At 70.7% G+C, this 25,529-nt stretch carries 26 protein-coding genes and 1 pseudogene; 12 read left to right on the plus strand and 15 right to left on the minus strand.

Annotated features, from left to right (window positions below; all coding sequences use genetic code 11):
* Window positions 1–18: 18 nt before the first annotated feature.
* Both IPK24_05010 and IPK24_05015 read right to left on the minus strand, forming a co-directional pair.
* On the minus strand, window positions 19–609 hold the full coding sequence (locus IPK24_05010; protein MBK8074931.1) for a hypothetical protein: 591 nt from the start codon (window positions 607–609) through the stop codon (window positions 19–21).
* A 135-nt stretch (window positions 610–744) separates the two neighbouring features.
* Window positions 745–1,554 (minus strand): aldose 1-epimerase, encoded by an 810-nt coding sequence (locus tag IPK24_05015; protein ID MBK8074932.1) that lies wholly within the window; start codon window positions 1,552–1,554, stop codon window positions 745–747.
* 52 nt (window positions 1,555–1,606) lie between these two features.
* Between IPK24_05015 and IPK24_05020 the strand changes: the two genes are divergently transcribed.
* Entirely contained in the window at window positions 1,607–2,560 is a 954-nt protein-coding gene (locus IPK24_05020; GenBank protein ID MBK8074933.1) for a MoxR family ATPase, read from the plus strand.
* A gap of 156 nt (window positions 2,561–2,716) precedes the next feature.
* Here IPK24_05020 and IPK24_05025 read toward each other — a convergent pair whose 3' ends face one another.
* Window positions 2,717–3,472 carry a sulfite exporter TauE/SafE family protein gene (locus tag IPK24_05025; protein MBK8074934.1) on the minus strand — a complete coding sequence of 252 codons (756 nt, stop codon included), beginning with the start codon at window positions 3,470–3,472 and terminating at the stop codon, window positions 2,717–2,719.
* A gap of 72 nt (window positions 3,473–3,544) precedes the next feature.
* On the opposite strand from IPK24_05025, the gene IPK24_05030 reads away from it, so the two are divergent.
* Window positions 3,545–4,096 (plus strand): DinB family protein, encoded by a 552-nt coding sequence (locus IPK24_05030; protein MBK8074935.1) that lies wholly within the window; start codon window positions 3,545–3,547, stop codon window positions 4,094–4,096.
* 7 nt (window positions 4,097–4,103) lie between these two features.
* On the opposite strand, the gene IPK24_05035 is transcribed toward IPK24_05030, so the two are convergent.
* Together IPK24_05035 and IPK24_05040 are read right to left on the minus strand one after the other, a co-directional pair.
* On the minus strand, window positions 4,104–4,544 hold the full coding sequence (locus IPK24_05035; protein MBK8074936.1) for a PIN domain-containing protein: 441 nt from the start codon (window positions 4,542–4,544) through the stop codon (window positions 4,104–4,106).
* A complete protein-coding gene (locus tag IPK24_05040; GenBank protein ID MBK8074937.1) occupies window positions 4,541–4,789 on the minus strand; it encodes a type II toxin-antitoxin system VapB family antitoxin in 249 nt (82 codons plus the stop codon). The genes IPK24_05035 and IPK24_05040 overlap by 4 nt, the downstream gene beginning before the upstream one ends.
* A 72-nt stretch (window positions 4,790–4,861) precedes the next feature.
* Here IPK24_05040 and IPK24_05045 point away from each other — a divergent pair, with 72 nt between their 5' ends.
* Window positions 4,862–5,980: a VWA domain-containing protein gene (locus IPK24_05045; protein MBK8074938.1), complete on the plus strand. Its 1,119-nt coding sequence runs from the start codon at window positions 4,862–4,864 to the stop codon at window positions 5,978–5,980.
* Between the two features lie 11 nt (window positions 5,981–5,991).
* The gene (locus IPK24_05050; protein MBK8074939.1) at window positions 5,992–7,131 is read left to right on the plus strand and encodes an XdhC family protein; all 1,140 of its coding nucleotides are present in this window, start codon (window positions 5,992–5,994) and stop codon (window positions 7,129–7,131) included.
* 75 nt (window positions 7,132–7,206) lie between these two features.
* On the opposite strand, the gene IPK24_05055 is transcribed toward IPK24_05050, so the two are convergent.
* Window positions 7,207–7,389, minus strand: a complete 183-nt coding sequence (locus tag IPK24_05055; GenBank protein ID MBK8074940.1) for a hypothetical protein — start codon at window positions 7,387–7,389, stop codon at window positions 7,207–7,209.
* An 85-nt stretch (window positions 7,390–7,474) separates the two neighbouring features.
* Window positions 7,475–7,666, minus strand: coding sequence for a hypothetical protein (locus IPK24_05060; protein MBK8074941.1), 192 nt, complete (start codon window positions 7,664–7,666; stop codon window positions 7,475–7,477).
* 197 nt (window positions 7,667–7,863) lie between these two features.
* Here IPK24_05060 and IPK24_05065 point away from each other — a divergent pair, with 197 nt between their 5' ends.
* The 4 genes from IPK24_05065 to IPK24_05080 all read left to right on the plus strand — a co-directional run bounded on the left by IPK24_05065 (window position 7,864) and on the right by IPK24_05080 (window position 12,393).
* Window positions 7,864–8,385: a hypothetical protein gene (locus tag IPK24_05065; GenBank protein ID MBK8074942.1), complete on the plus strand. Its 522-nt coding sequence runs from the start codon at window positions 7,864–7,866 to the stop codon at window positions 8,383–8,385.
* 239 nt (window positions 8,386–8,624) lie between these two features.
* Window positions 8,625–9,110: a (2Fe-2S)-binding protein gene (locus IPK24_05070; protein MBK8074943.1), complete on the plus strand. Its 486-nt coding sequence runs from the start codon at window positions 8,625–8,627 to the stop codon at window positions 9,108–9,110.
* On the plus strand, window positions 9,107–11,542 hold the full coding sequence (locus tag IPK24_05075) for a xanthine dehydrogenase family protein molybdopterin-binding subunit (GenBank protein ID MBK8074944.1): 2,436 nt from the start codon (window positions 9,107–9,109) through the stop codon (window positions 11,540–11,542). The genes IPK24_05070 and IPK24_05075 overlap by 4 nt, the downstream gene beginning before the upstream one ends.
* Window positions 11,539–12,393, plus strand: a complete 855-nt coding sequence (locus IPK24_05080; protein MBK8074945.1) for a xanthine dehydrogenase family protein subunit M — start codon at window positions 11,539–11,541, stop codon at window positions 12,391–12,393. Before IPK24_05075 ends, IPK24_05080 begins: the two co-directional genes overlap by 4 nt.
* A gap of 167 nt (window positions 12,394–12,560) precedes the next feature.
* Here the strand turns inward: IPK24_05080 and IPK24_05085 are convergent, their stop codons facing one another.
* Both IPK24_05085 and IPK24_05090 read right to left on the minus strand, forming a co-directional pair.
* Window positions 12,561–14,627: an AAA family ATPase gene (locus IPK24_05085; GenBank protein ID MBK8074946.1), complete on the minus strand. Its 2,067-nt coding sequence runs from the start codon at window positions 14,625–14,627 to the stop codon at window positions 12,561–12,563.
* Between the two features lie 149 nt (window positions 14,628–14,776).
* Window positions 14,777–15,064: a WXG100 family type VII secretion target gene (locus IPK24_05090; GenBank protein MBK8074947.1), complete on the minus strand. Its 288-nt coding sequence runs from the start codon at window positions 15,062–15,064 to the stop codon at window positions 14,777–14,779.
* 279 nt (window positions 15,065–15,343) lie between these two features.
* Between IPK24_05090 and IPK24_05095 the strand changes: the two genes are divergently transcribed.
* The gene (locus IPK24_05095) at window positions 15,344–16,549 is read left to right on the plus strand and encodes a hypothetical protein (protein ID MBK8074948.1); all 1,206 of its coding nucleotides are present in this window, start codon (window positions 15,344–15,346) and stop codon (window positions 16,547–16,549) included.
* A 213-nt stretch (window positions 16,550–16,762) separates the two neighbouring features.
* Window positions 16,763–17,896, plus strand: a complete 1,134-nt coding sequence (locus tag IPK24_05100) for a CAP domain-containing protein (protein MBK8074949.1) — start codon at window positions 16,763–16,765, stop codon at window positions 17,894–17,896.
* A gap of 25 nt (window positions 17,897–17,921) precedes the next feature.
* On the opposite strand, the gene IPK24_05105 is transcribed toward IPK24_05100, so the two are convergent.
* Entirely contained in the window at window positions 17,922–19,319 is a 1,398-nt protein-coding gene (locus tag IPK24_05105) for an aspartate aminotransferase family protein (GenBank protein MBK8074950.1), read from the minus strand.
* Between the two features lie 91 nt (window positions 19,320–19,410).
* Between IPK24_05105 and IPK24_05110 the strand changes: the two genes are divergently transcribed.
* Both IPK24_05110 and IPK24_05115 read left to right on the plus strand, forming a co-directional pair.
* Complete coding sequence (locus IPK24_05110) at window positions 19,411–19,905, plus strand: Lrp/AsnC family transcriptional regulator (GenBank protein MBK8074951.1); 495 nt, start codon at window positions 19,411–19,413, stop codon at window positions 19,903–19,905.
* Window positions 19,905–20,159: pseudogene (locus tag IPK24_05115) on the plus strand (DUF4031 domain-containing protein). The gene IPK24_05110 and the pseudogene IPK24_05115 overlap by 1 nt, the downstream one beginning before the upstream one ends.
* A 537-nt stretch (window positions 20,160–20,696) precedes the next feature.
* Here the strand turns inward: IPK24_05115 and IPK24_05120 are convergent.
* From IPK24_05120 to IPK24_05140, 5 genes are all read right to left on the minus strand, one after another.
* Window positions 20,697–21,326, minus strand: coding sequence for a metal-dependent phosphohydrolase (locus tag IPK24_05120; GenBank protein ID MBK8074952.1), 630 nt, complete (start codon window positions 21,324–21,326; stop codon window positions 20,697–20,699).
* 38 nt (window positions 21,327–21,364) lie between these two features.
* On the minus strand, window positions 21,365–21,994 hold the full coding sequence (locus IPK24_05125; protein MBK8074953.1) for a lysoplasmalogenase: 630 nt from the start codon (window positions 21,992–21,994) through the stop codon (window positions 21,365–21,367).
* Window positions 21,995–22,081: 87 nt separating this feature from the next.
* Window positions 22,082–23,200 carry a trypsin-like peptidase domain-containing protein gene (locus tag IPK24_05130; protein MBK8074954.1) on the minus strand — a complete coding sequence of 373 codons (1,119 nt, stop codon included), beginning with the start codon at window positions 23,198–23,200 and terminating at the stop codon, window positions 22,082–22,084.
* 156 nt (window positions 23,201–23,356) lie between these two features.
* Entirely contained in the window at window positions 23,357–25,021 is a 1,665-nt protein-coding gene (locus IPK24_05135) for an HlyC/CorC family transporter (protein MBK8074955.1), read from the minus strand.
* A 184-nt stretch (window positions 25,022–25,205) separates the two neighbouring features.
* Window positions 25,206–25,487, minus strand: a complete 282-nt coding sequence (locus IPK24_05140) for a hypothetical protein (GenBank protein MBK8074956.1) — start codon at window positions 25,485–25,487, stop codon at window positions 25,206–25,208.
* Between the last annotated feature and the right edge of the window lie 42 nt (window positions 25,488–25,529).

The following is a 25,529-nucleotide window of genomic DNA, read 5'->3' on the forward strand; positions in this document are numbered from 1 at the left end:
GGGTCGGGGTCGTCGGGGTCAGACGCTCGCCGGCTGCGGAGCGGTTGCCGTACCGACGGCGCGTGCGGCGATCTTCGCGTGGCGCAGGCCGAGCACGCCCAGGAACAGCATGACGACGGCTCCGGCGAAGGCGGCGATCGAGGCGAAGAGCGCGATCTTGGCCATCATGCCGAAGGCGTAGGCGTTCAGCAGCATGCCGCGCAAGGTGTTGCCCATGAACAGGGACTGGCGCAGCTCGCCGAGCTTGGCCACGGCCGCCTTGTCGGCGTTCGGGTCGGCGTTCAGCTTCATGAACTCACCGCTCACCTGCGAGTACGTCGTGCCCTGGCTCTGGGCGTTCATGTGAACCAGGATGTAGTGGTCGGCGTAGGCCTTGGCCTTGTCGCCGTTGTCCAGCGGAGTGCCGGCGTACTGCTCCAGGTAGGGCTTGATGTCGGGGTTGTCCAGCGCCTCACCCTGCGGCATCGTGATGTGCTGGTCACTGAGCTGCTGGCTCACATTCGAGCTGATGAAGCTGCTCGCCCAGCCCAGCAGTCCGCCGGCTACCAACAGCACGGCGGCAAGGACCAGGCCGGTCCACGAGATGAGCTTGTCGAGGGTGCTACGCACGTCAGCCTCCGAGATGGTGGACGGCTCGGGCCGGAAAGGAGGGGCCGGGCCCGATATCGAATTTAGTTGAATCCGACACCAACGAACGTACCGAGGCTCGGGAGGGCCGAGTCGGGACCACGGGCCCGGTCGGTCTCACGACCACGTGATGTACATCTCCAGGTGCAAAGGGGTCCCGGGGTGCACCACATCTGCTGTGCCGGACTCGATCGCATTGGGTGGCGCCGTCTGTGGCTCCACGCACAGTGCGTCCGGCTTCTGGTCGAAGACCACCACATACCTTGCATCGGAACGGATTTCGACCTGCAGTGCGCCGTCCCAGCTGATCGACGCCGGCCAGGTGACGTCCCCGAAGACGTCGTCCCAGGGTCCGTCGGGCAGTGGAGAGTCGACGGGAACTGTTGTGAGAGAGGGCATTCCGGAGTCATCTCGAGGGAGCAGATGGCCGCAGTTCACCGTGAATCGGGCCGGCTCGCCGCGCGACAGGCGGCGTCGGAACCAGGGGTGGTACCCGGTCCAGGCCGGCATCGGTTCGTCGTCGGCGTGTACCTCGAGTCGCGCGCGCAGTCCGGCGTCGTCGAGGTCGAGGTGCTGGACGACGTGCCCACGCCAGGGCCAGCGGCTGTCGAAATCGCAGCGCAGCGTGGCGTGATGCGAGGCGAGGTCCAGCACCTGCCAGGAGCGGTCGAGCGTGACGCCGTGGATGGCGTGGGGTGGCATGTCGATGGGCAGCTGGTGTCGTCGTCCGTTCCAGTCGATGCGGCCGCCTCGGATGCGTCCGGCATAGGGCGCCATGGGGTAGTTGCCCCAATCGAGCAATCGGTGCCCGCCTCGGCCCAGCAGTTCGAGGTCGCCGACGCGAAGTGAGGCCCAACGGCCGCCGTTGTCGGGGCTGATGATCACGGCGGCATCGCCCGAGGCGGTCTGGAGCTGGATGTCCGGCACCAGCAGAGTGTGACGCTGTCCGTCGCCGGAGGGAATGAGCCATGCTGTGCGGATGAGCAATCCCCTGGTGGATGCCGGTCTCGGCGGCGCCTCGACGGCCGCGGGGTTGCCGTCGTCCCCGGCCGAGCTGGCCGCAGCGTTGGACGGTACCGGCTACCTGGCCGATGACGGGCTCGCCACGGTGGCCTGGCTGGCGATGACGCTGCGCCGTCCGCTGTTGCTCGAGGGCGAGCCCGGCACCGGCAAGACCGCCCTGGCCGAGGCGCTGGCCCAGGCGCTGGGCGCCGAGCTGATCCGGCTGCAGTGCTACGAGGGCATCGACGCGAGCCAGGCGCTGTACGACTGGGACTTCCCCCGGCAGGTGCTGCACCTGCGGGCGGTCGAGGCCACCAAGGCCGACGGTGTGGCGCTGGACGTCGATGCCGTGGAGCACTCGCTGTTCGCCGAACGGTTCCTGCTCGCACGGCCGATCCTGCGGGCGTTGCGCAGCCCGAACGCAGTCCTGCTGGTCGACGAGATCGATCGGGCGGACGACGAGTTCGAGGCGTTCCTGCTGGAGGTGCTCTCGACCCACGCCGTGACGATCCCCGAGCTGGGCACCATCGCCGCGGTCAATCCGCCGCTGGTGGTGCTGACCTCCAACCGCACCCGCGAGGTGCACGATGCCCTCAAGCGCCGCTGTCTGTACCACTGGGTCGAGCACCCCGGCCTGACCCGCGAGATCGAGATCATCCGACGCCGGTTGCCGCAGGTGCCCGAGACGCTGGCGCGCCAGGTGGCGGTCGTCGTCCAGCGCCTGCGAGACGGTGCGTCCGGGCCGGCCGAGGCCGACCTGCTCAAGCCGCCCGGTGTCGCCGAGAGCCTGGACTGGGCCCGCTGCCTGATCGAACTCGGCCGCCGCGAACTCGACCTCGAGACCACCGCCGCCACCCTGGGTGCGATCTGCAAGTACCGCGAGGACGCCGAACGCGTCCGCAACCGTCTCGATCGCCTCCTGGCCGGCTGACCGCCCACCGTTGACCGCACCGAGATCCCCGGCTTCGAGCGCAATGTCACGTTGCGCTCGCCAGATGAGCGTGATGTGTCATTGCGCTCGGCGGGGACGAGCGTGACGGGCGAGTTGGGAGCTGGCGTCGTGACTCCGAGTGGCAGGCGGCTCGAGTCAGCGGTAGGTGCGCCAGGCGAGCACCGCCGCGACCACGAGACCGCTGCCGAAGATCGACCAGCGCAGCCGGTCGTCACCCAGGCGTCGCGAGACGCTCGGACCGATCAGGCCGCCCACCAGGAAGCCGACCGCCAGAGGTGGGACGGCGCCGAACTCGACCGGACCGAAGATCAGGACGGCGATCGCCGCCACACCGTTGGCGACCGCGGCCAGGGCGTTCTTGACCGCATTGCGCCGCACCACCGAGACGTCCAGCACCCACCCCAGGGCGACCATCAGCAGCACCCCGCCCGCGGCACCGAAGTAGCCGGTGTAGGTCGCCACAGCCAGCACGCCGAGCATCGTCGCCGGGGTCAGCCCGCGCGGTTGAAACCATTGATAGGCAAGCAGTTTCGGCTGGACGACGATGGCCAGCGACGCGGCCCCCACCAGCACCGGCACGACGAGTTCGAACGACCGCTCGGACGCCGTCAGCAGGATCGCCGCACCGAGCACACCTCCGACGGCGCTCATCGGTGCCAACTTCACCGTGGTGGCCCCCAGGCCCACCAACTCTCCGCGCGAGCGCAGCACCGACCCGATGCCGGCGAAGGTGAGAGCAGCGGTGTTGGTGACATTGGCCGTCAACGGGGACATGCCGAGCGCCAGCAGCGCGGGGTAGGACACCAACGAGGCCAGCGACACCACGCTGCCCACCACCCCCGCCGCGGTTCCGGTGGCGAACAGGGCGAGCAGACGCAGCGGATCGGGCACGGTTCAGCGTGCCACGCCGCTTCGTGGATATGTCGTGGTGCCGGCCACCGGCGGCCACCTAGGCTCGCCGCCATGGAGCACGCCGCGGACGACATCCCACCCGACACCAAGGACTGGACCTGGGTCCTCGACCAGCCCTGCCCGGAGTGCGGTTTCCTGGCCGACTCCTACCTGATCGCCGATCTGGCCCCGGCCACGCGTCGCACGGTGGCCGCCTGGCAGGAGGTGTTCGCCCGCCCCGATCTGCGGCAGCGTCCGCAGCCCCAGGTCTGGTCGCCGCTGGAGTACGCCTGCCACATCCGCGACGTCTACGGCCTGTTCGCCGAGCGCATCACGCTCATGCTCGATCAGGACAATCCGCAGTTCGCCAACTGGGACCAGGACGCGACCGCCGTCGCCGAGCGCTACGGCGAGCAGGAACCGACCCGGGTCTTCGAGCAGTTGACGGACGCCGGGTATGCCCTGGCCGACCTGGTGGACGCCGTACCGCGGCGCCGTCCGAACGCCTGGCTGCGCCCCGGACGCCGCTCCAACGGCTCGACCTTCACCGTCGAGTCGATCACCCGGTACATGCTCCACGACGTGGTTCACCACTTGCACGACGTGGGCCGCCCGCTCGACTGACCTGCGCTCACCCGACCCCGGCCGTCGCCGGGTCGAGCACCTTCAGGTCGGCGAAGCGGGCGAAGCCTCGATCCGAGGTGGCCAGCACGGCGCGATGCTCCAGGGCCAACGCCGCCAGGTAGGTGTCGGGAATGTCGTTGGCGCGCATGCCGTGACGCCGCACCAGGGCGGCGAAGGCGTCCCAGGTGCCGGAGCCACCGCCGAGACGTTGGGTCGCGGGCGCGGCCAGCACGGCCTCACAGAATCCGAGCGCCTGCTCGACCGCGGTGGGCTGGGGGAAGATCCTGTGGTTGGTCACCAGGCGGACCAGGCCGGTCAGGCAGAGGTCCGGGATGGCGACGGTCCGGACGCCGGTGACCGCCGCGGTCAGCCAGGCGTGCACCGCTGCGTGATCGGGCAGATCGACCCGGTGCGCCGTGACCAGGACGTTCACGTCGACGATGATCATCGAAGTCGGTTCTCGCCCAGCAGGTCGGCCACGTGCTCCCGGTCGTGGAGATCCACTCCGGGTGCCAGCCCGCCGGACCCGGACACGGGCAGGACGACGTCGGCCCGCACCTGCTGCGCCTGATGGCGCGCCAGCAGCTCGCGGAGCGCCTCCTCGACCACCGAGCTGACGGTGCCGCGACGTTGAGCAGCGATCAGCTTGACCTGGTCCAGCAGACCGTCCTCGATCGCGACCGTTGTCCTCATGTCATCAGTGCATCACGAGAATGCATCATGATGCAACCTCTGTGACCGGTCGGGGCATGGCACCGTACCCGTGTGAGTTCCCCGACCGCTGCCGACGAGCTCCTGGGCGCCTTCGCCCGGGCCGCTCGCGCTGCCGGTCTGCCGGTCACCCCCGACCGCACCCGGGCCTTCCTCACCGCGGCCGCGGCCGTCGGTGTGATGAACCGGGACGGCGTCTACTGGGCCGGACGCTCCACCTTGACCGCCGAGCCGGATCACCTCGAGCTGTACGACCGGGTGTTCGAGGCCTGGTTCGACGGTGAGGCACCGCGGCTGACCGGGCAGCGGCGCGCCGTGCCGCCGAAACCGCTCGCCGGCCTGACCGACACCGCATCCGGCGACGGCACCACCGAGCGAGACCCGGCCGAGGTCGAGGTGGTGCGGGCCAGGGCCAGCGATCTCGACCTGCTGCGCCACCGAGACGTCGCCGACCTCACCCCGGGCGAGAAGGCGATGCTCGCCCAGCTCTTCGCCGTGCTCCGCCCGAGTGCGCCACCGCGCCGTGCCGTGCGCCGCCGCCCGTTCCATCGGGGCGAGGTCGACCTGCGCCGCACCCTGCGTGCCGAGCTGCGCCGCGGCGGCGAGGCGGGACCGATCCTGATGCGCCGCAAGGCGTCTCGGCCGCGTCGCGTCGTCCTGCTGATTGACATCTCGGGGTCGATGGACGCCTATGCCGATGCGCTGCTGCGCCTGGCGCACGTCTGGCTGCGCGCCGTCCCGCGGCAGGTCGAGGTGTTCACGATCGGTACCCGGCTGACGCGCGTGACCCGCTCGCTACGGGCGCGGGACGCCGAGCACGCGTTGAAGGCGGCCGGCGAGGAGGTGCCGGACTGGTCCGGTGGTACCCGGCTCGGCGAGGTACTGCAGAGCTTCCTCGACCGCTGGGGGCAACGGGGGATGGCCCGCGGTGCCGTGGTCGTGATCTTCTCCGATGGTTGGGAGCGGGGCGACGTCGGCCTGCTCGCCGAGCAGACCGCCCGGCTGCGCCGATTGGCTCACCGGGTGGTCTGGGTGAACCCACATCGGGGCAAGGCGGGATACCGTCCGGTGCAGGGCGGCATCGTCGCCGCCCTGCCGAACATCGACGATCTGCTGGCGGGTCACTCGCTGGCGACGTTCGCCGAACTGGTGGAGGTCGTGCGCCGTGCGTGAGGAGAACACTCGTGCGTGAGGTGCTGCCGGAACTGCTCGCCTGGTGGCAGCAAGGTCGCCCGGTCGGGATGGCCACCGTGGTCGCCACCTGGCGCTCGGCGCCGCGGCCGGCCGGGGCCTCGATGCTGCTCGGGCCGGACGGTGAGGCCGTGGGTAGCGTGTCCGGCGGCTGTGTCGAGGGTGCGGTCTACGAGCTCTCGCAGGAGGTCGTCGAGACCACCACCCCGGTGCTCCAGCGCTACGGGGTCAGCGACGACGATGCCTTCGCGGTTGGCCTGACCTGTGGTGGGATCCTCGATGTCTTCGTGGAACGCGTTGATCCGCAGTCGTTCCCGGAGCTCGGTGACGTGGCGGGTGACATCGACGCCGGCCGCCCGGTCGCGGTGTGCACGGTCATCGAGCACCCGGATGCCGCGATGCTGGGTCGCCGATTGATCGTGCGTCCCGAGACCGGTGACGCGGCGCCGCTCGGTTCGCTGGGCAGTGAACGCATGGACGCCGCGGTCACGGACGACGCCCGGGGCCTGCTGGCCGCCGGCCGCTCCGAGACGCTGACCTACGGCCCGGACGGCGAACGCCGCGGCGAGGGCATGCGGGTGTTCGTCGCCGCTCACGCCCCCAAACCCCGGATGCTGGTCTTCGGCGCGATCGACTTCGCCGCCGCGGTCGCCCGGATCGGGGTCTTCCTCGGGTACCGGGTCACGGTGTGCGATGCCCGACCCGTCTTCGCCACCCGCAGCCGCTTCGCCCAGGCCGACGAGGTGGTGGTCGACTGGCCGCACCGCTACCTGGCCGCCCAGGCCGAGGCCGGCGCCGTCGATGCGCGCACCGTGCTCGCCGTGCTGACCCACGACCCGAAGTTCGACGTGCCGCTGCTGCAGGTCGCCCTGCGACTGCCGGAGGTCGCCTACATCGGAGCCATGGGCTCACGGCGCACCCACGACGACCGGCTGGCCCGGCTGCGAGAGGCCGGCCTGACCGAGGACGAACTGGCCCGACTCAGCTCACCGATCGGGCTCGACCTCGGTGCGCGAACCCCCGAGGAGACCGCGATCAGCATCGCCGCCGAGATCATCGCCCTGCGCTGGGGCGGGGACGGCGGCCGGCTGGGCGAGAGGCAAGGCCCGATCCACCACACCGCCCCCCGCTGACCGATCGAGATCGGGTTTCCGCCAGGCGCCGCCGGAGGTCGACTTCGCCGAGTAGCGCCGGCGACGTCGGTGCTCTCAGAGGTAGACGTCCAGTTGCTCGCTGTGTGCGGTGACCATCGCCGCGGTGGACTGCTGCGCCGCGGCCACCGACGGACGCGCAGCCAGCACGGCAGCCATCACGTCCGGCGCCGCTGCCGGCACCTGGGTCGGCTGCGAGGGGTTGATGGTCACGGCCCGCCCGACCGCACCGATGCTCATGCGGAAGGTATCGACGTCCGGGCGGTGGAGCTGGATCGCCCGGACGGGTGGCCGCAGGTATCCCTGGCGTTGCCGGCCGGGCAGATCAGTGGCTGCTGACGACCCAGAGCGCCACCACCGACCAGGCCACCGCGACGGCGACGGTGATCAGGATGAACTTCACCAGCCGTCGCTGGTCGGCCGGCAGCTGCATCCGCTCGAAGTGGGGTTCTTCGGGCTGGTGTTCGATCCCCGGGGTGTCGGGTTCGCCCTGTCGTGGTGGCGGCACGGTGCTCATGGTGAATCGCTCGTTCCTGGGTCAGCTCGCGGCCCGTCCGTGGCGCGCGATGCCTGACCCCATGGTGCCCGATCGGGCGACGTCCGAACGTGAGGGGTTCGTGGTGGCCGAGACGCAACGGTGCGGACGTGCCAGGCGTCACCCAGGTGGACGGCGTGCCCGATTCGGGGACGCCACCGTCTCGAGGGGGCACTGACATGAGATCGCGAACCACCGCCACCCTGCGAACCACAGCCGCCGTCGGTCTTGCGGTCGTGCTGGCCGTGACGCTGCCCGGCGCGAGCGCCCAAGCCGCCATCGACCCGGCCACGCCGCTGGCGATCCATCAGGTCGCGCGCCGAGCCCAGTTCGCGGGCGACACCATCACCCTCGCCGTCCGGTACACGTGCACCAACCGGCCCGGCCCGCAAGGAGTGGTGAACTACATCATGGCGGACGTCGTCCGCGGCGCCTCGGCGCGCTACGTGGTCGGGTTCCGCGGGGACACCGGGGGTCTGCTGGCCGCGGACTGCACCGGCCACCCGCAGACGCGGGTGCTCACCCTGCGGCGCGGCAGTTATGCGCTGCCCGGGCAACCCGCTCCCATCGGAAAGGCCGAGGTCAGCGTCACCATCTCGCCGCGAACCACACCGGATTCCGGCGGCTGGTATGTCCAGACCGGTCCGGACGTGACCCTCACCGGACGGGTGACGGTCGTGCGGCCACGCCCCCACCACTGACGCCACAGGCACCCGAGAGGGGCCGGCCCCGGGGTCGGCCCCCTCGGCGGGCGTCGGATTTCGTTCGGATCCGGCCTTCCAGCGGCCCGGGCGACACGCCGCAGCCCTGCTGAGTCTGCGATTCGGGCGCGCAGGGTCTTGTGTTCCAGGCCACACTGCCCTTGGATCAGCGACGTAAGTCCTACCTCGGGCGCGCCCGCATGGGGTCGTGCTCGTCAGGCATGAGGCGTGGAGGCCGTATGGGCACCAAGAAGATCACCGTCACCGTCGACGGTGTGCAATACCAGGACGACGTGGAGCCGCGCACGCTGCTCGTGCACTACCTGCGCGAACAACTCGGCAAGACCGGAACGGTCGTCGGCTGCGACACGAGCAACTGCGGTGCCTGCACGGTGCATCTGAACGGACGCAGCGTGAAGTCGTGCTCGGTGCTCGCGGTGCAGGCCGACGGCGGTGAGGTCACCACGATCGAGGGGCTGTCGGACGGTGAGTCGCTGCACCCGGTGCAGCAGGCCTTCCACGAGTGCCACGCGTTGCAGTGTGGCTACTGCACGCCGGGCATGATCATGCAGGCGGTCGACCTGCTGAACACCAACCCGAACCCGAGCGAGGCCGAGATCCGTGAGGGCATCGAGGGCAACCTCTGCCGCTGCACGGGCTACCAGAACATCGTCCGGGCCATCGAACAGGCGGCAGGCGCAGCTGCTGCGGGAGGTGTGCGATGACCGCTGACAGCACAGTCGACGAGACCGACGTGGCCGCAGGGCGCGAGTTCGGCCGGGCCCGCAAGCGCAAGGAGGACGCCCGACTCATCACCGGGCGCACCCGCTGGACCGACAACATCACCCTGCCCGGCATGCTGCACCTGGCCATGGTGCGCAGCCCGGTTGCGCACGGCCGGATCACCTCGATCGACACCAGCGGCGCCAAGGCCATGCCGAACGTCGTCGGGGTCTGGAGCGGTCCGGAGCTGAAGGGCTCGGAGGTCGGGCTGCCCTGCGCCTGGCCGATCACGCCCGACCAGAAGGCACCGACCCACCCATCTGTCGCCCAGGACGCGGTCAACTTCGCCGGTGAGATCGTCGCGGTGATCGCGGCCCGCTCGGCCACCGCGGCCCGGGACGCCGCCGAGCACGTGATCGTCGACTACGACGACCTGCCCGTCGTCCTCGACCTCGAGGCGGCCGTCGCCGACGGCGCCGAGCTCGCCCACCCCGACCTCGGCACCAACGTCAGCGCAGTGTGGACCCTGGACTCGGCCACCGGCGGTACCGGCGAGGACGTCGACGCCGTCATCGAGGCCGCGCGCACCGCCCCCGACGGGGTGGTGATCGAGCGGACCTTCCAGCAGCAGCGCCTGATCCCGGCGTTCATGGAGCCGCGCTCGGTCGTGGTCGATCCGACCGGAGAACAGTTCCAGGTGTGGACCGCCACCCAGGTGCCGCACTTCGTCCGGGTGTTCATGGCGCTGGTCACCGGCACCCCCGAACACAAGATCCGCGTGGTCGCGCCGGACGTCGGCGGCGGCTTCGGCGGCAAGCTGCAGTTCACGCCCGAGGAGTGCATCACCTTCCTGGTGGCCCGTCAGCTGCGCAAGCCGGTCAAGTACACCGAGACCCGCTCGGAGTCGCTGCAGTCGGCCCACCACGGCCGCCGTCAGGTGCAGCGGCTGACCCTGGCCGGTCGCGCCGACGGCACCATGACCGGGCTCAAGGTCGACCTGCTCACCGACATGGGCGCCTACCTCGGCCTGGTCACCCCGGGTGTGCCGGTGCTCGGCGCCTGGATGTTCAACTCGATCTACAAGTTCGCGGGATACCGGTTCACCACGACGAACGTGTTCACCAACACCACCTGGACCGACGCCTACCGCGGCGCCGGCCGCCCCGAGGCCACCTGCGCCATCGAGCGGTTGGTCGACACCTTCGCGAACCAGGTGGGCATGGACCCGCTGGTCGTGCGCGAGAAGAACTGGATCACGGCCGAGGAGTTCCCGTTCACCACGGTGGCGGGCATGACCTACGACTCGGGCAACTACGAGGCCGCCACCGCCAAGGCCACGGCCCTGTTCGACTACGAGGGGCTGCGCCGCGAGCAGGCCGAACGGCGTGCCCGCGGGGACGCCGTCCAGCTGGGCATCGGGATCTCGACCTTCACCGAGATGTGCGGCCTGGCGCCGTCCCGGATCCTCGGGGCGCTGTCGTACGTGGGCGGTGGCTGGGAGACCGCGTCGGTGCGCATGTTGCCCACCGGCAAGGTCGAGGTGGTCACCGGCACCAGCCCGCACGGGCAGGGGCACGAGACGGCGTGGAGCCAGATCGTCGCGGACCGGCTCGGCATCCCGTTCGAGGACGTCGAGGTGCTGCACGGTGACACCCAGGTCTCGGTGCGCGGTCTGGACACCTACGGCTCGCGATCGCTGCCGGTGGGTGGTGTCGCCGTGGCGATGGCCGCGGACAAGGTGATCGAGAAGGCCAAGGTCATTGCGGCGCATCAGCTCGAGGCCAGCGTCGACGACCTCGAGTTCGCGAACGGGCAGTACACCGTGCGCGGCACCGACAAGGGCATGGCCCTGACCGCGGTGGCGTTCGCGTCCTTCGACGCGCACAACCTGCCGGACGGCGTCGAGCCGGGGATCGACTGTGAGGCCACCTACGACCCGATCGACTTCTCCTTCCCGCACGGGACCCACCTGTGCGCGGTGGAGGTCGATACCGAGACCGGTCGGGCCTCGATCTACAAGTACGTCTGCGTCGACGACATCGGCAAGGTGCTCAACCCGCTGATCGTCGAGGGGCAGGTGCACGGCGGCCTGGCCCAGGGCATCGCGCAGGCGCTCTACGAGGACGCTCGGCACGATGAGTACGGCACGCTGATGACGGCCACCTTCGTGGACTACACCGTGCCCTCGGCGGCCGACCTGCCCTCGTTCACCACCGACCGCACCGAGTCGCCCTCGACCACGAACATCCTCGGGGTCAAGGGCGTCGGCGAGGCCGGGGCGATCGCCTCGACCCCGGCGGTGCTCAATGCCGTGGTCGACGCGTTGCGTCCCTACGGCGTCGACGACGTCGACATGCCGGCCACACCGATGAAGCTGTGGCGGGCCATCCAAGCCGGTCGTCAGGCTGGTTCGAGCAACGGAGGTGTCGCGTGATCCCCGCCGCGTTCGACTACGAGGCGCCCACCAGCATCGAGGACGCCTTGGCGTTGCTCGGCGGGGCGGGCGAGCGCGAGGTCAAGCTGCTGGCTGGTGGGCAGAGCTTCCTGCCGGTGCTGCGGATGCGCATGGCCTCGCCCGACCTGGTCGTCGACCTGGGCCGGATCGAGGCGCTCCGCGGGGTGCGGGACGACGGCGACGCCATCGTCATCGGCGCCATGACCACGCACGACGAGGTGGTCAACCACCCGCTGGTGCGTGAACACGCGGCGCTGCTGAGCCAGGCGGCGGCCACCGTCGCCGACCCGCAGGTGCGGCACCGGGGAACCCTCGGTGGCTCGCTGGCGCACTGTGACCCGGCCGGTGACATGGGGGCGGCGGCGCTCGCGCTGGACGCCTCGATGGTGATCGCCGGACCCGGTGGGCGGCGGACGGAGAGTGCCAAGGACTTCTTCGTCGACCTGTTCACCTCTGCCGTGGGCCACGGTGAGTTGCTGGCCGAGATCCGGGTGCCCAAGCACACCGGGTGGGGCTCGCACTACGAGAAGTTCAACCACACCGCCCAGGCCTGGTCGATCGTGGCCGTCGCTGCGGCGGTGAAGTCCGAGGGTGGAGTGATCTCACAGGCCAAGGTGGCCCTGACCAACATGGGTCTGGTGCCGCTGCGGGCTGCCGGGGTCGAGGCTGCGCTGGTCGGGCAACCGGCCACCGCCGAGGTCATTGCCGCGGCGGCGGCGCACGCCACCGAGGGCACCGCCCCGATGGACGACGCCAACGCCGACGAGGACTACCGCCGCAACCTGGCCGTCGTCCTCACCAAGCGGGCGGTGCTCGCCGCCGCCGGCTGATCGCTGCTGTCACGTCACAAGAGGCGTCACGAGAGGCGTCACGAGAGGGCGGTCTCGACCCACGCAACGGGCCGAGGCCGCCCCCTCCCACCTCGTGATCATGTAATCGATGCACAAAACGTGCACGGATTACATGATCACGGGGGGTTTGTGTGCGGACTACGTGATCACCGGGTGAGGGCGGGGGGTAGGGGGTCGTGGTGGACCACCGTGAGGCCGGTGACGGCTCGGGTGAGGACCACGTAGAGGCGGCGCAGGCCGGTGCGCTCGTCGGGCTCGTCGTCGGCGATCCGGGCGGGTTCGAGGACGACGACCTGGTCGTACTCCAGGCCCTTGGCGGTGGTGGCCGGGACGACCGACACCCGAGGCAGCGGTGCGTCGTCCTCGCCGAGGGCGGCATCGAGCAGCGCCTCCGCGGTGCCGTCTGCCGGCTCGGCTCCGGTGCCTAGCACGAGGTGCTCGATGCCTTGCCCGGCAAGGGTCTTCGCTGCCCGGGTCGTCCAGGAATCCGGCACGATGACGCCGACCGAGCCCTCGTCGTCCAGAGCCTCGCGGACGGCGCGCAGCAGGGCCGGCCACACCTGGGTCGCGGTCTCGACCCGGCGCAGGTGCAGGGTGCCGGGGTCCTCGCGCACCGAGCCCGGCGCGGACAGCTCGGGGGCGATGTCGGGCAGCAGTCGTGCCGCGAACTCGATCACCGCGCTCGGCACCCGGAACCCGCGGTCGAGTTCGACCAGCACCGCGCCGTCGTGGCCGAGGTGGGCCAGTGACGCCGCCCAGGACGGCGTGGCCCACGGCGTGGTGCCCTGGGCGATGTCGCCCAGGATCGTCATCGACCCGGTCGAGCAGCGCCGTCCGACCGCGCGGAGCTGCATCGGGGACAGATCCTGCGCCTCGTCCAGCACGACGTGGCCCAGACTCGGGGTGCGTTGCAGCACGTCGCCCAGCTCGTCGAGCAGCACCAGCTCGGCGGGGGTCCATCGCGCCGATCCCGCCGAACGCGGCGGTGTCGTCCAGGCCAGGAGCTGCTGCTCGGCCTCGGTCAGGATGCCGTCGGCGCAGCCGGCCAGGAACTGCCCGTCGGCGAGCAACCGGAACAGCACCTGCGTCGGGGTGATCGCGGGCCAGCAGGCATCGACGTAGCGGCGCACCTCGCGGCTGCGGGCCACCGCGTCCTGGATCCGGTCGTCGGGGGACTCGCCGGCCTCCTCCATCAAGACCAGCAGGGCGTGGGCGAGGCGTTGCGGCAGCATGTCGCGGGCCGCGCCGTAGCGGGCACCGCGGGCGCGCAGCTCGCCGACGATCTCGGCCGTGGTGTACGCCGCGAGCCGCCAGCGCCGCACGCCGCGGGGCAAGACCAAGGCCTCCGTCGGGGCCGAGCAGTGGGACCACACGGCCCGGTGCAGCACCTCGGCCAGTCGCGCATCGCCCTGCAGCACAGCACGTTCCACGGGGTCGGCGGTGCTGTGGGACGCCGCCGTGCGGGACGGGGTGGCCGGCTTCGCCGTGACCGGACGACGTGAGCCCGTGGCCGGTTGGCGCACCAGGGCATCGAGCGTGGTGTGGCGCACCTGCACCTCGCCCAGACTCGGCAGCACGGCGGCCACGTGCTCGAGGAAGGCCGCGTTGGGTCCCACCACCAGGACCCCGGAACGCGAGAGCTTGTCCCGGTGGGCGTAGAGCAGCCAGGCGGCACGGTGCAGTCCCACGGCGGTCTTGCCGGTCCCGGGGGCACCCTGCACGCACACCGAGGTCGCGACGTCCGCCCGCACGATCTCGTCCTGCTCGGGCTGGATGGTGGCCACGATGTCGCGCATCGGCCCCACCCGGGGCCGTTCGATCTCGCGGGCCAGGATCTGACTGCGCCCGGCCTCGCCGGTGGGCACCTGCTCCTGCGCGAGGTACTCGTCCTCGTAGGCGGTGATCTGGCCGCCCTCCACGCCGAATCGACGACGCCGGACGACGCCCATCGGCTCGGATCGGCTGGCTCGGTAGAAGGCCCGCGACACCTCCGCCCGCCAGTCGATCACCACCGGATCGCCGTCCGGATCGGCCACGTGGCGTCGTCCGATGTACCAGCGTTCGTCGCCGAGGTGGTCGGTGCGGCCGAAGAACAAGGCCGCGTGCGGGTCATCGATCAGTGAGGCGGCTCGGTGGTGCAGCGTCGCGGCGAGGAATTCCGAGGAGACCCGGTCACCGCCGTGCGCCGACAGACTCAGGGTGCGCTCGCGCATCCGGGTCAGATCGGAACGGGCAGCGGCCAGGTACCGGCGTTCGGCCGCCAGGGCCGCATCCGTCGGGTCGAGGTCGTGGTGGAGGTGGTCCGTCGGGTCGTGGGTGACGGCAGGCACGAGGATCCACTTTACGCCGTCTCACACCGCCCTCAGCCGGAGAACATCGCCGCCGCGGCCGACTCCACCTCGGCGTACTGGCGCCCCGCGGTGGCCAGGGCGCGATGGATCTCGTCGAGGCCGATCCGCACGCGTTCCTGGGTGCCCTGCCAGTCGGTGACCACGGACTGGAACGAGGTCGCGGCCTGTCCTCGCCAGCCGGACTGGAGATCGAGCAGCTGACGCATCATGTGCTCGACGTCCTCGCTGATCTGCTGCGCCGTGGCCTGGATCGTGGCACTGGCCTGGAGTACCTGGGCGCTGTCGACTTGGTAGTGCATGACGTCTCCTTGAGGTTCACGGTCACGGACCGACCGCGGGCAGCTGGCCGGGGCCGGGGAGTTCGGCGGCGCCGACCCGGTATCGATGACCGGATCACCGTGACACAGGTTGTGGCTCAAGGGGTTTCGTTGTCCACAGGGAGCCCTCGAAGGCGGTTTGTCCACAGTCGACGCCTCGTGAGGACGAGCACGTGGCGAGTCGTTGTGTGCAGGATTCCTGAGGTATCGCTAAGACGGGTTTCGCCCACCCTTAGCGATCACGTTCCTAGTGTTCCGGGCATGAGTCCGGCTATGCATCGCGCCCGTCCCCCACGTCAGAGCACCCAGGCCCCGCGGTCGCGCCGCATGGTCGGTATCGCGGTGCCCCTCGGTCTCGCGGTGGCGGTGTTCGCCGGTCAGACCGGAGCCGCCTCGGGTGTCCAGGACTGGATCTTCGGCACGCCGTCCACATCGGCCAAGCTGACCGCGAACCTGCACACGGATGGCGCGTCGCGGCCCGCCGGTTCCGCCGCGCCATCGCAGTCGCCCGCCGGGCACGCGCCGCGGGCACGCTTTCGGACGATCACCTTGGTGAACGGCAAGTCCTATGGCCCCGTCGATGGCCGGGTGGTGCTCAAGGCCGGACTGCGCGCGCGCGGTGCCGTGGTCTTCACGCTGACCGGCCCCGCCACGGTGAAGTTGCCCGATCGCCGCGCGCCCTACGCCGTGATGCTGGACGCCGGTCGGCTGACCGCCGGCAGCTACACCGTCAAGGTGACCCCGGTGAGGGGCAAGAGCAAGGGCAAGGGCCTGACCGCCACGCTCGTCGTCGCCCACAAGGTCACGCCCGGCCCGTCGCCGACCGCCTCGCCCAGCAGCCCGGCCCCCGTCCCGACACCGACCACGACCCGCCCGTCGCCCGTCCAGCCCACGCTGCCGGTGCCGACCAAGACCACGCCGGTTCCGGTGCCGACCAAGACCATTCCGGCACCCATTCCGACCAAGACCCACCCGGCCCCGGTGCCGACCAAGACCATCCCGGCACCCGTTCCGACGAAGACCATCCCCGCACCCGTTCCGACGAAGACCACGGCGCCCGCGCCGACCTCGACCGGCACCGGGAGCTTCGCGTCCGAGGTGGTGCGCCTGACCAATGTCGAGCGGTCGGCCAACGGTTGCTCGGCCCTGAGCATCGACTCCAAGTTGACCGCTGCAGCGCAGCTGCACAGCGAGGACATGGCGGCCAAGAACTACTTCGAGCACAGCAGCCCGGATGGCCGCAGTGCAGGCGACCGGATCTCGGCACAGGGCTACAAGTGGCGTAGCTGGGGCGAGAACATCGCCGCCGGTCAGAAGACGCCCGCCAGTGTGGTCAGCGCCTGGATGAACAGCTCCGGTCACCGGGCGAACATCCTCAACTGCGGGTTCACCCAGATCGGTGTGGGTATCGCCAAGGGCGGCAGCTATGGCATCTACTGGACCCAGAACTTCGGGACGCCTGCCTGATCGCCTGACCACCTGAAGACCGCACGTCGGACGCCGCCACGGACCTTCTCCGTGGCGGCGTCCGACATGTCTCCCATGGTGGACGCCGCGACGGCTCGTCCCCCCACCCACCGGCCCGCGACGACGGGACGAGGTCGGTGTGCACCGTTCGCTGAGGAAGCCGTAAGGCGGCTTTCGCCCGTCCTTAGCGACCGCGTTCCTAGTGTCTCGAGCATGAGTCCGGCTACGCATCGCGCCCGTCCCTCTCGTCGGATCACCACGCCCTCGCGGTCGCGCCGCGTGGTTGCTGTCGCGGCGCCCCTCGGCGTCGCTGCGGCGGTGTTCGCCGGTCAGACCGGTATCGCCTCGGGCGTTCAGGACTGGCTGTTCGGCTCATCGTCGACCTCTGCCGAACTGACCGCCAGCCTGCAGCGCCATGCCTCGCCCCAGCCCAGCGGCTCGGCACCGGCCACCAGTCCCGGTCGTGCACCGCGACGCCAGATCCGCACCCTCGTCCTGGCTCAGGGCAAGTCCTACGGCCCGATCGATGGTCGCGTGGTGCTCAGGGCGGGTCTGCGGGCCCGCGGTGCCGTCGTCTTCACCCTGACCGGCCCGGCCACGGTGAAGCTGCCGGATCGTCGTGCGCCGTACGCGGTGATGTTGGACGCCGGTCGCCTGACGGCGGGCACGTACACCGTGAAGGTGTCCCCGGCGAAGGGTGAGGGTCAGGGCCTGACCGCCACCCTGGTGGTGGCTCACCGGGGTGCGCCGGCTCAGCCCGACCCGTCGCCGACCGCGTCGGTGCCCGCCTCGCCCACCGCACCGCCGGCGACGTCGCCGCCGAAGCCGACCGCGACCACGTCGCAGCCCGCTGCGACGACGACGACCACCAAGCCGGCTCCGAGCACCACGAAGCCGGCTCCAACGACCACGAAGCCGACCACCACCAAGCCCGCCCCGCCGGCCGCCCAGCCGCCATCGTCCGATGGGGTGACCGAGGTCGCGCGGCTGACCAACGTGCAGCGGACGGCCAACGGGTGCAAGGCTCTGACGATCGACTCGCGCCTGAACAAGGCCGCCCAGTTGCACAGCGAGGACATGGTGGCGAGGAGGTTCTTCGAGCATGCCAATCCTGACGGCGTCAGGGCGGGTGCCCGCATCTCCGCTCAGGGGTACACCTGGCGCTCCTGGGGCGAGAACATCGCCTACGGTCAGGAGTCACCGGCCGAGGTTGTCACCACCTGGATGAACAGCCCGGCCCACCGCGAGAACATCCTCGACTGCGGCTTCACCCAGATCGGCATCGGTATCGCCACGACGTCATCGGGCACGATCTATTGGACCCAGAACTTCGCCACGCCCGGTTGAGGCCGGAGTAGGTGATCACCCCGAGTCAGTCGGGCATGGCGTCGAGGACAGCCAGCACATCCTCGGCCCGAGTGGCGGGATTGACGAACGCGAGCCGGGCCACGGTGCGCCCCTGGTAGCCGGTCGGTAGGCACAGAATCGTTCCGGCCAGCGCCTGTTCACGCGACCAGGCGTGGTAGCGGTCGGCGTCCCAGCCGTCCCGTTCGAACAGCAACACGGTCAGGTCGGGGTCGCGGATCAGGCGCAGGTGTGGCGCCTTCCGGATGCCCTCGGCGACCTGGCGCGCCGTGCTCAGCGTCCGCTCCACTGCGGCGACATAGCGCTCGGTGCCGTGAACGGCGAGGCTGAACCAGAACGGCAGCCCGCGAGCCCGGCGGGACAGGTGGATCGCCAGGTCACACGGGTTGGGGCTCTCGCGGTCGACGGTGTCGAGGTAGGTGGCGTGCTGGGCGTGCGCCGCGCGGGCGGTGGCGCCGTCCCGGTAGATCAGGGCGCAGCAGTCGTAGGGGGCGAACAGCCACTTGTGGGGGTCGACGATCATGCTGTCGGCTCGCTCGATGCCCTCGAAGAGACCACGGACGGACGGCGCGGCGAGCCCGGCGCCGCCGTAGGCGCCGTCCACGTGCAGCCAGATGTCGAACTCGGCGCAGACGTCGGCGATCGAGGCGAGGTCATCGACGATGCCCTCGTTCGTCGAACCGGCCGAGGCCACCACGGCGAGCACCGATCGTGGGTCGATGTCGCCCTCCCACAAAGTGCGCCGCAACGCCGAGCCGGTGAGCCGCCCGGCGTCGTCCGTGCTCACGGTCAGCACCTCGACGTCGAGCACATCGGCCGCCTTGGCGATCGAGGAGTGCGCGCTCGCCGCGCAGGCGAGCAGCCACCCGCCCTCGGGCCGGGCGGGCAGGCCGTGGTCGATGCGGCGACGCCGTGCGGTGGTGCGCGCGGCGTGCAGCGCGGACAGGTTGCCCAGGGTGCCGCCGGCGACGAAGGTGCCGGCCGCGGTCTCCTGGGGCCAGTCGAGCAGTGAGATCAACCAGGCCAGGGCCTGGTTCTCCGCGAAGATCGCCCCGGCTCCGGTCTCCCAGAGACCGCCGAAGATGTTCGCCGACCCGGTGGCGGCATCGAAGGCCACGGCCAGGCGGGTCGGTGCCGACGGGATGTAGGCGAGGTTCATCGGGTCGTCCTGGGCGCGGGTGGCCGGGGCGAGCACCGACTCGAAGATCTCCAACGCGACATTGGCGCCGAGGCCGCCGGCCGTGATGGTCTGTCCGGCGTCCTGCATCAACTCGGACGTGGTGCGGGCGGTGGTCTTGGGGTCGCCGGGTCGAACCGCGCGGTTGCTGGCCCAGTCCAGGACGGCGCGTGCCGCGAGGGCCTCATCGCCCCACACCGGTGGGGTCGTCGTGGTCTGCTGCGTCATGCTTCTACGGTCGGTGTGAGTCGCGCATTGCTCAAGAGGAGAAGTGAGAACTGAGCATAATGATCGCCGAGCAGCCAGTTGGGATGATCGAATGTGGCACGATGACCGGGTGCGAGAGCTGGATGCGACCGATGCCCGGATCCTGCGCGCCCTGGACGACGATCCGCTCGCCACGGTCGTGGCGCTGTCGCGCACGCTGGGGCTGGCGCGCAACACCGTGCAGTCACGGGTCCGGGCGCTCGAGGACCGCGGCGTGCTCGGCCCGCCCAGCGCCAGGGTGAGGCCCGTGGCGATCGGCCGTCCGGTACTGGCCTATGTCAGCCTCACCATCACCCAGGGCGACATCGAGGAGATCACCGCCGAGTTGGCGCGCGTGCCCGAGATCCTCGAGCTGCACGCCACGACCGGCGATGCGGACATCCTGGCCAAGGTGGCTGCCCGTGATCCCGCCGACCTGCACCGCATCACGCGCCGGTTGCTCACCTGTCGTTCGGTGGTCAGGACCAGCACCGCCATGGCGGTGCTCGAACTGGTGCCGGCCCGCACCGCACCCTTGCTGGATGACCTGGCGGCGGGTCAGAGCTGATGGCGATCCTGATCGACCCGCCCTACTGGCCGGCTCACGGTCGGCTCTGGTCGCATCTGGTCAGTGACACCTCGGTGGCGGAGTTGCACGCCTTCGCCGACCGGCTGGGGGTGCCGCGGCGTGGCTTCGAAGGTGACCACTACGACGTCCCGCAGGAGCAGTACGACCGCCTCGTCGCCGGCGGCGCGGTGCCGGTGAGTGGTCGCGAGTTGTTGCTGGCGCTGCAGCGGTCCGGGTTGCGGCGGCCCAAGCGCAAGGGTGAGCGGGTCCTCGGCTCGACCGCCGACGATGCCGGGCGCCGGGTCGACACCCTCGCCTCGACGTTGCCTCCGCTGGTGAGCGTCGACCTGGTGCGGCTGCTGCTGATCCGGGAGGGTGAGGTCCTGCTGGGGCCGGGGGCCGGGGGTGTTCCGTCGGTCGCCGCGGCCGGGCGCCCCGTCACCGAGGCGGCGCGTGAGCTGGTGCGCACGATGCTCGGGACGCCGATCCGGCCCGACGACGTCGCGGCGCCCCACCTCGCCCAGGTCGGCCTGATCCGCACCGTCGCCGAGGGAGTCGGCGTCATCGCCCTGGACGTCGTGCTGCGCCTGATCCTCGACCGCGTCGAGGGTGCGCTCGGTGGCCGGCAGACCGCCGCCGAGCCCGACGTCCGGTGGGTCCCTCTCGCCCGGGCCGGCACGGAGGTCGACCCGACGCTGGCCCCGCTGGTGGACTGGCTCGCCGAGCGCGCGTGATCGTCGTCCGGCAGGGGGTGTTCCCGCTCGGGAGGGGGAGACCCTTCCCGACGGTGATCACCCGAGGGTCAGGCGAGCGAGCTCGGCGGTGAGGTTTCGCTGGGCGGCGTCCTGCCAGAGTTCGTGCCCTCGGCGGGTGCGGAACAGCGGTTGGTGGGCCAGCAACCGGCGGAGGACGTCGGCCCGGCCCCGGGTGAACGTTGCCTCGTCCAGGTGGGCGTACTCGGCGCGGACGTCCGCGGCGTAGCGGCGATAGGTCGCCTCGTCCGCGCCCAGGATCGACAGGTCGGCGTCGATGAGCAGGGCGCCGGTCTCGTCGTCAGCGGCCACGACGTGGTCGGTGGTCAGTCGGATCAGCCGGGCGACCTCGGCGACCACGTCCGGTGGCGCGCCCAGATCGGCCAGAACGCGTTCGGCCAGAACGGCGCTCGCCTCCTCATCGGAGCCCGCAGAGCCCTCGTACACCGCGTCGTGGAACCAGGCCGCCAGCGCCACCTCCACCGGTGTGGGGCGGGGCGCCGTCAGCCGGTCGAGTGCGTCGAGCACCGACTGCAGGTGACGGAGGTCGTGGTAGTGCCGGGTCGGACCGGACCATCGATCGATCAGTGCATCCGCTTGCGCTGCAACGGCTTCCGTCTGGTCGGTCACGCCGGCCGTGTGCAGCAGCCGCAGCCAGGCGGTCCGCAGGCCCGGCCGGGGATCGTCGGGCATCGCCGTGGGGCCGGTCATCGCGGACCACCGTCGGCGAGCAGTGCCTGGGCGGCGGCATAACTGCCCATCACCCAGGCCTCGTGGGCGGGCAGCGTGAGGCCGGCGAACTTCTCCAGCGCGATCAGGCTGTCCGAGGCCAGGAACAGGCCGCCGCCCGCGGCCGTGGCCGGTGACGGTGAGCGCAGCGCGGCCAGGGCGGTGCCGAGCAGCACCGTGCTGTACCCGAGCACGGCGAGGCGGTGCGGCCCGGTGCGACGCCAGAGGTAGGCGTTGAGCCCGGTGAAGGCGACCAGGTACCCGCCCGCGACGGCGGCCCGCGATCCGTGTCGCAGCGACCGCGGGTCCGCGCCCCGGCGCAACTGGTCGATCCAGGCCAGGTGGCCGACGAAGAAGGCACCCAGGCCGGTGAGGAACGCGGCGTCCCCGGAGCCCAACAGGGCGACGTCCCCGGCACCGCCGAGCAGCAGGGCGGTGCGGGTGCGCCGATCCCGACCGGGCAGCAACAGCGGCATCAGAGCGGGTTTGGTCAGCCGGCGCAGGCGCTCGTGACCCGTTGCCGCCAGGACGGCGTCCGCGGTGGCCAGGGCGGCATAGGCGACGTGGCGTTGTCGGGTCGTCAGCCGCGAGCGGCGAGAAGGGTGCACGAGCTCATCCTGCCGCCGGCAGCTGCCACAGGACCGCGCGAACACGGCGGAGGGCCGGCGCGGGCCGGCCCTCCATCGGATCGGTGATCAGCTCTGCGGACGCGGCGCCAGGGTGACCGGCACCTGCTGGGACCGGCCCGACCGGACCACGGTGAGGGTGACCGTCGAGGAGGGGCGTAACTCACGGATCCGCGCGACCAGCGAGTCGGGACCGTCCAGGCTCTGCCCGCCCAGGGCGATCACGGCGTCCTTGGCCTGCAGTCCCGCCGTGGCGGCAGGGGTTCCCTCGGAGACCGACTCGATGATGGCGGCCTGGCGTTGGGCGCCTGCGACGGTCACGGTGCCCTCCGAGAGGGTGACCCCGAGGTAGGCGTGTTGCGCCGAGCCACTGGCGAGCAGTTGCGCCGCAACGTCCTTGGCCATGTTCGCCGGAATCGCGAAGCCCAGGCCGATGCTGCCCGACTGACCGCTGCTGCCGCTGCCGAGCGAGGCGATCGACGAGGTGATGCCGATGACCTGACCGCGGGCGTTGACCAGGGCGCCACCGCTGTTGCCGGGGTTGATCGCCGCGTCGGTCTGGATGGCGTTGGTGACCACGTTCTCGGCGGAGGCACCACCGAACGGGGTCTGCTCTCGAGAGCCGGTCGTCACCGGTCGGTTGAGGGCGCTGATGATGCCGGTGGTCACCGTGTCGGACAGGCCCAGCGGGTTGCCCAGCGCCATCACCGGCTCACCGACCTCGGCGGCCGAGGAGTCGCCGAAGGTGGCCGCGGTCAGGCCGGACGGCGGGGAGGTGATGGTCAGCACGGCCAGGTCGGTGGCCTGATCGCTGCCGACGACCGTGGCGGCGAAGGTGCGCCCGTCCGACAGCACGATCGAGATCTCGCCACCGCCGGCAGCCTCGGCGACGACGTGGTGATTGGTCAGCACGTGACCCGTGGTGTCGAGCAGGACGCCGGACCCCTCGCCGCTGCCGCTGCGTCCGGACACCCGCACCGAGACCACGCTCGGCTCGACTGCCGCGGCGACCGCGACCCAGTCCGGGGTGGTGCCGGCGGTGGTCACCCTCGGGGTGGTCGCGGCTCCGGTGCCGGTGGACGACGTGGCCGTGGGTGCGGCCACCGAGGTGTTGGGTTCGAGGGCGGTCACGACCCCGGCCGTCAGCAGGCTCGAGACCATGGCCGCGCCGACACCCACCGCGATCACGCCACCCCAGCCCGGACGGCGGCGTCCCGGCGGGGCGGGGGAGGGCAGCGGCTGCGTCTGATACGTGGGCGGAATCAGCGTGGACGTCATGACTCCAGGAGAACCCCGGCCGCTGGAGTGCTCCTCGAGTCCTGCTGGGAACCTGCTGTGAGCTGGTCAGGACTTGCGTTTGCCCCGCTTGCCATTGGGTTTGGCCGCGTCGAGCTGGTCGGTCGCGACGAGGGTGGGCAGTCGCACCATCTGTTCCCGGGTCAGCGCCACGGGCATCTCGTCGGCGAGCGTCGTCACGGCAGGCTCCGTCGCGACCGGCGTCCCCGTGGTGGCGGTGGACGCAGCGGCAGCTGTGGTGGCGCTGGTGGGGGCGGTGGCTCGGGGGATGGTGACCGGGGACTTGGCCTCGGCCACCACGTGTCCGTCGGCAGGGGAGGTGTCCTCCACCAGACGGGTCACGCCGTCCGAGCCGACGGCGGTGTCCTCGAATCGCACCAACGTGATCCGGTGGTTGTCCATCTCGAGCACGGTGAGCCGGGCACCTTCGAGCGGGACGGTGTCGCCCACCTGAGGGATCTTGCCCAGGACCTTGTAGCACAGCCCCGCGAGCGTGGTGTAGTCGTCGTCCTCGGGGAAGGGGAAGTCCAGCAGCTCCTGCAGATCACTGATCCGCATCGAGGCGTCCACCTCGTACTGGCTGCCCAGGAGCTTGCGCACCCGCTTGGCCTGGCGGTGGGTCCACTCGTCCTCGTAGTCCCCGACGATCTCCTCGAGGATGTCCTCGAGGGTGATGATGCCCTCGGTGCCGCCGTACTCGTCGATCACGACGGCCATCTGCTGCCGGGTGCGCTTGAAGTCCTTGAGGATGTCGGACTGCAGCCGGCTGTTGGGCACCAGGAAGGGCGCTCGGGCGAACTCGCTCACCCGGCGTCCCGACACCCGACGCAGATCGTCGCCGGTGGTCTCGGCCATGGCGGTGAGCAGCTCCTTGATCGAGACGATGCCCACGATGCGGTCGAGGTTGCCGTCGTAGACCGGGAACCGGGCATGGGGGACGTCGCGGAAGAACTGCAGTGCCTGGCCCACGGTGTCGTCCTTGGCCAGAGCCCGGATCTGGGTGCGCGGGATCATGGCCTCGCGCACCGTGTGCTCGTCGAGCTCGAAGACGCCGCGGATCATCTCGGTCTCTTCCGGCGCCAGTTTGCCGTCCTTCTCGCTGGCCGACAGGATCATGCGGATCTCTTCGACGGACATGGTGAAGTGGCTCTCGCCGTGCCCGTCGAGGTTGCGCTGGCCGAACAGGCGCAGCAACGCGTCGGAGGCCAGCTTCATGACGTAGATCAAGGGGCGCAGCGTCAGGTACATGATGTTGATCACGCGTCCGACGGCCATGCTCAGCTGCTCGGCCTTGTGGAACGCCAACACCTTCGGGGCGAGCTCGCCGGCCACCACGTGCACGAACGAGACCGTCACGAACGCCACCACGTAGGCCACGGTGTGGGCGGCGTTGGTCAGCGCCGGATGATCGCCGAAGCGGGCCACCAGGTCGACCACCCGCGGTGCGAGCAACTCGGCGATGGTCTCCATGCCGACGGCACCCAGACCGAGGGAGACGAGCGTGATGCCGACCTGGGTGACCGAGTAGAAACGCTCGGGTTCGTTGTGCAGCATCTCGACCCGGGCGGCGCGCTTGTCGCCCTCCTCGGCCAGTTGCCGCATGCGGCTGCGGCGAGCCGAGGAGATGGCGATCTCTGATCCGACGAAGAACGCGTTGCCCGCGATGAAGACCAAGATCAAGATCAGTTTGTAGTAGAGCGGCATTTCTCCCATGAGGACCTCCGGCCAGGCGTCGTCACCCGACGTCACACACGCGAGTTCGCCTGGAGTTTAGGGAGCTGTCGCTCGATGTATCAGGTCTCGAGGCCGTTTTTCTGCTTGCGCGGTCGGCATCGTGAGCCGGACGGGGGAGGTGGGTCGGGACGAACCTGCCCCTGGAAGATGCCTGGCGGCTCGGTCAGTGCCCGTGGACGACGGCCGCAGCCCGGGCGGCCAGTGTTGCCGGCACCAGCACCTGATAGCGCGGCTCAGCGCCCCAGCGGCTGGTGATTTCGCGGAAGGCGGCGGGCAGGTCGGCGTCCGCCAGGCAATCGCGGGTCGCCTCCACCGAGCCCTGGGGTACCTCGGCGACGGCGACCAGGTGGTTCGGGTCGGACTGGGGCATCAGGGTGTCGAGAAAGGCGCTCCACCGCCGACGTTGTTCGTGGTGGCGCATGCGGGGCGAGGCCGGGGCGTGCATGGTGACGGCTCCTGATGGGACCGAGGGGGTGGTCTATCCATC

The organism is Kineosporiaceae bacterium (genome assembly GCA_016713225.1).
Taxonomy (GTDB): Bacteria; Actinomycetota; Actinomycetes; order Actinomycetales; family Kineosporiaceae; genus JADJPO01.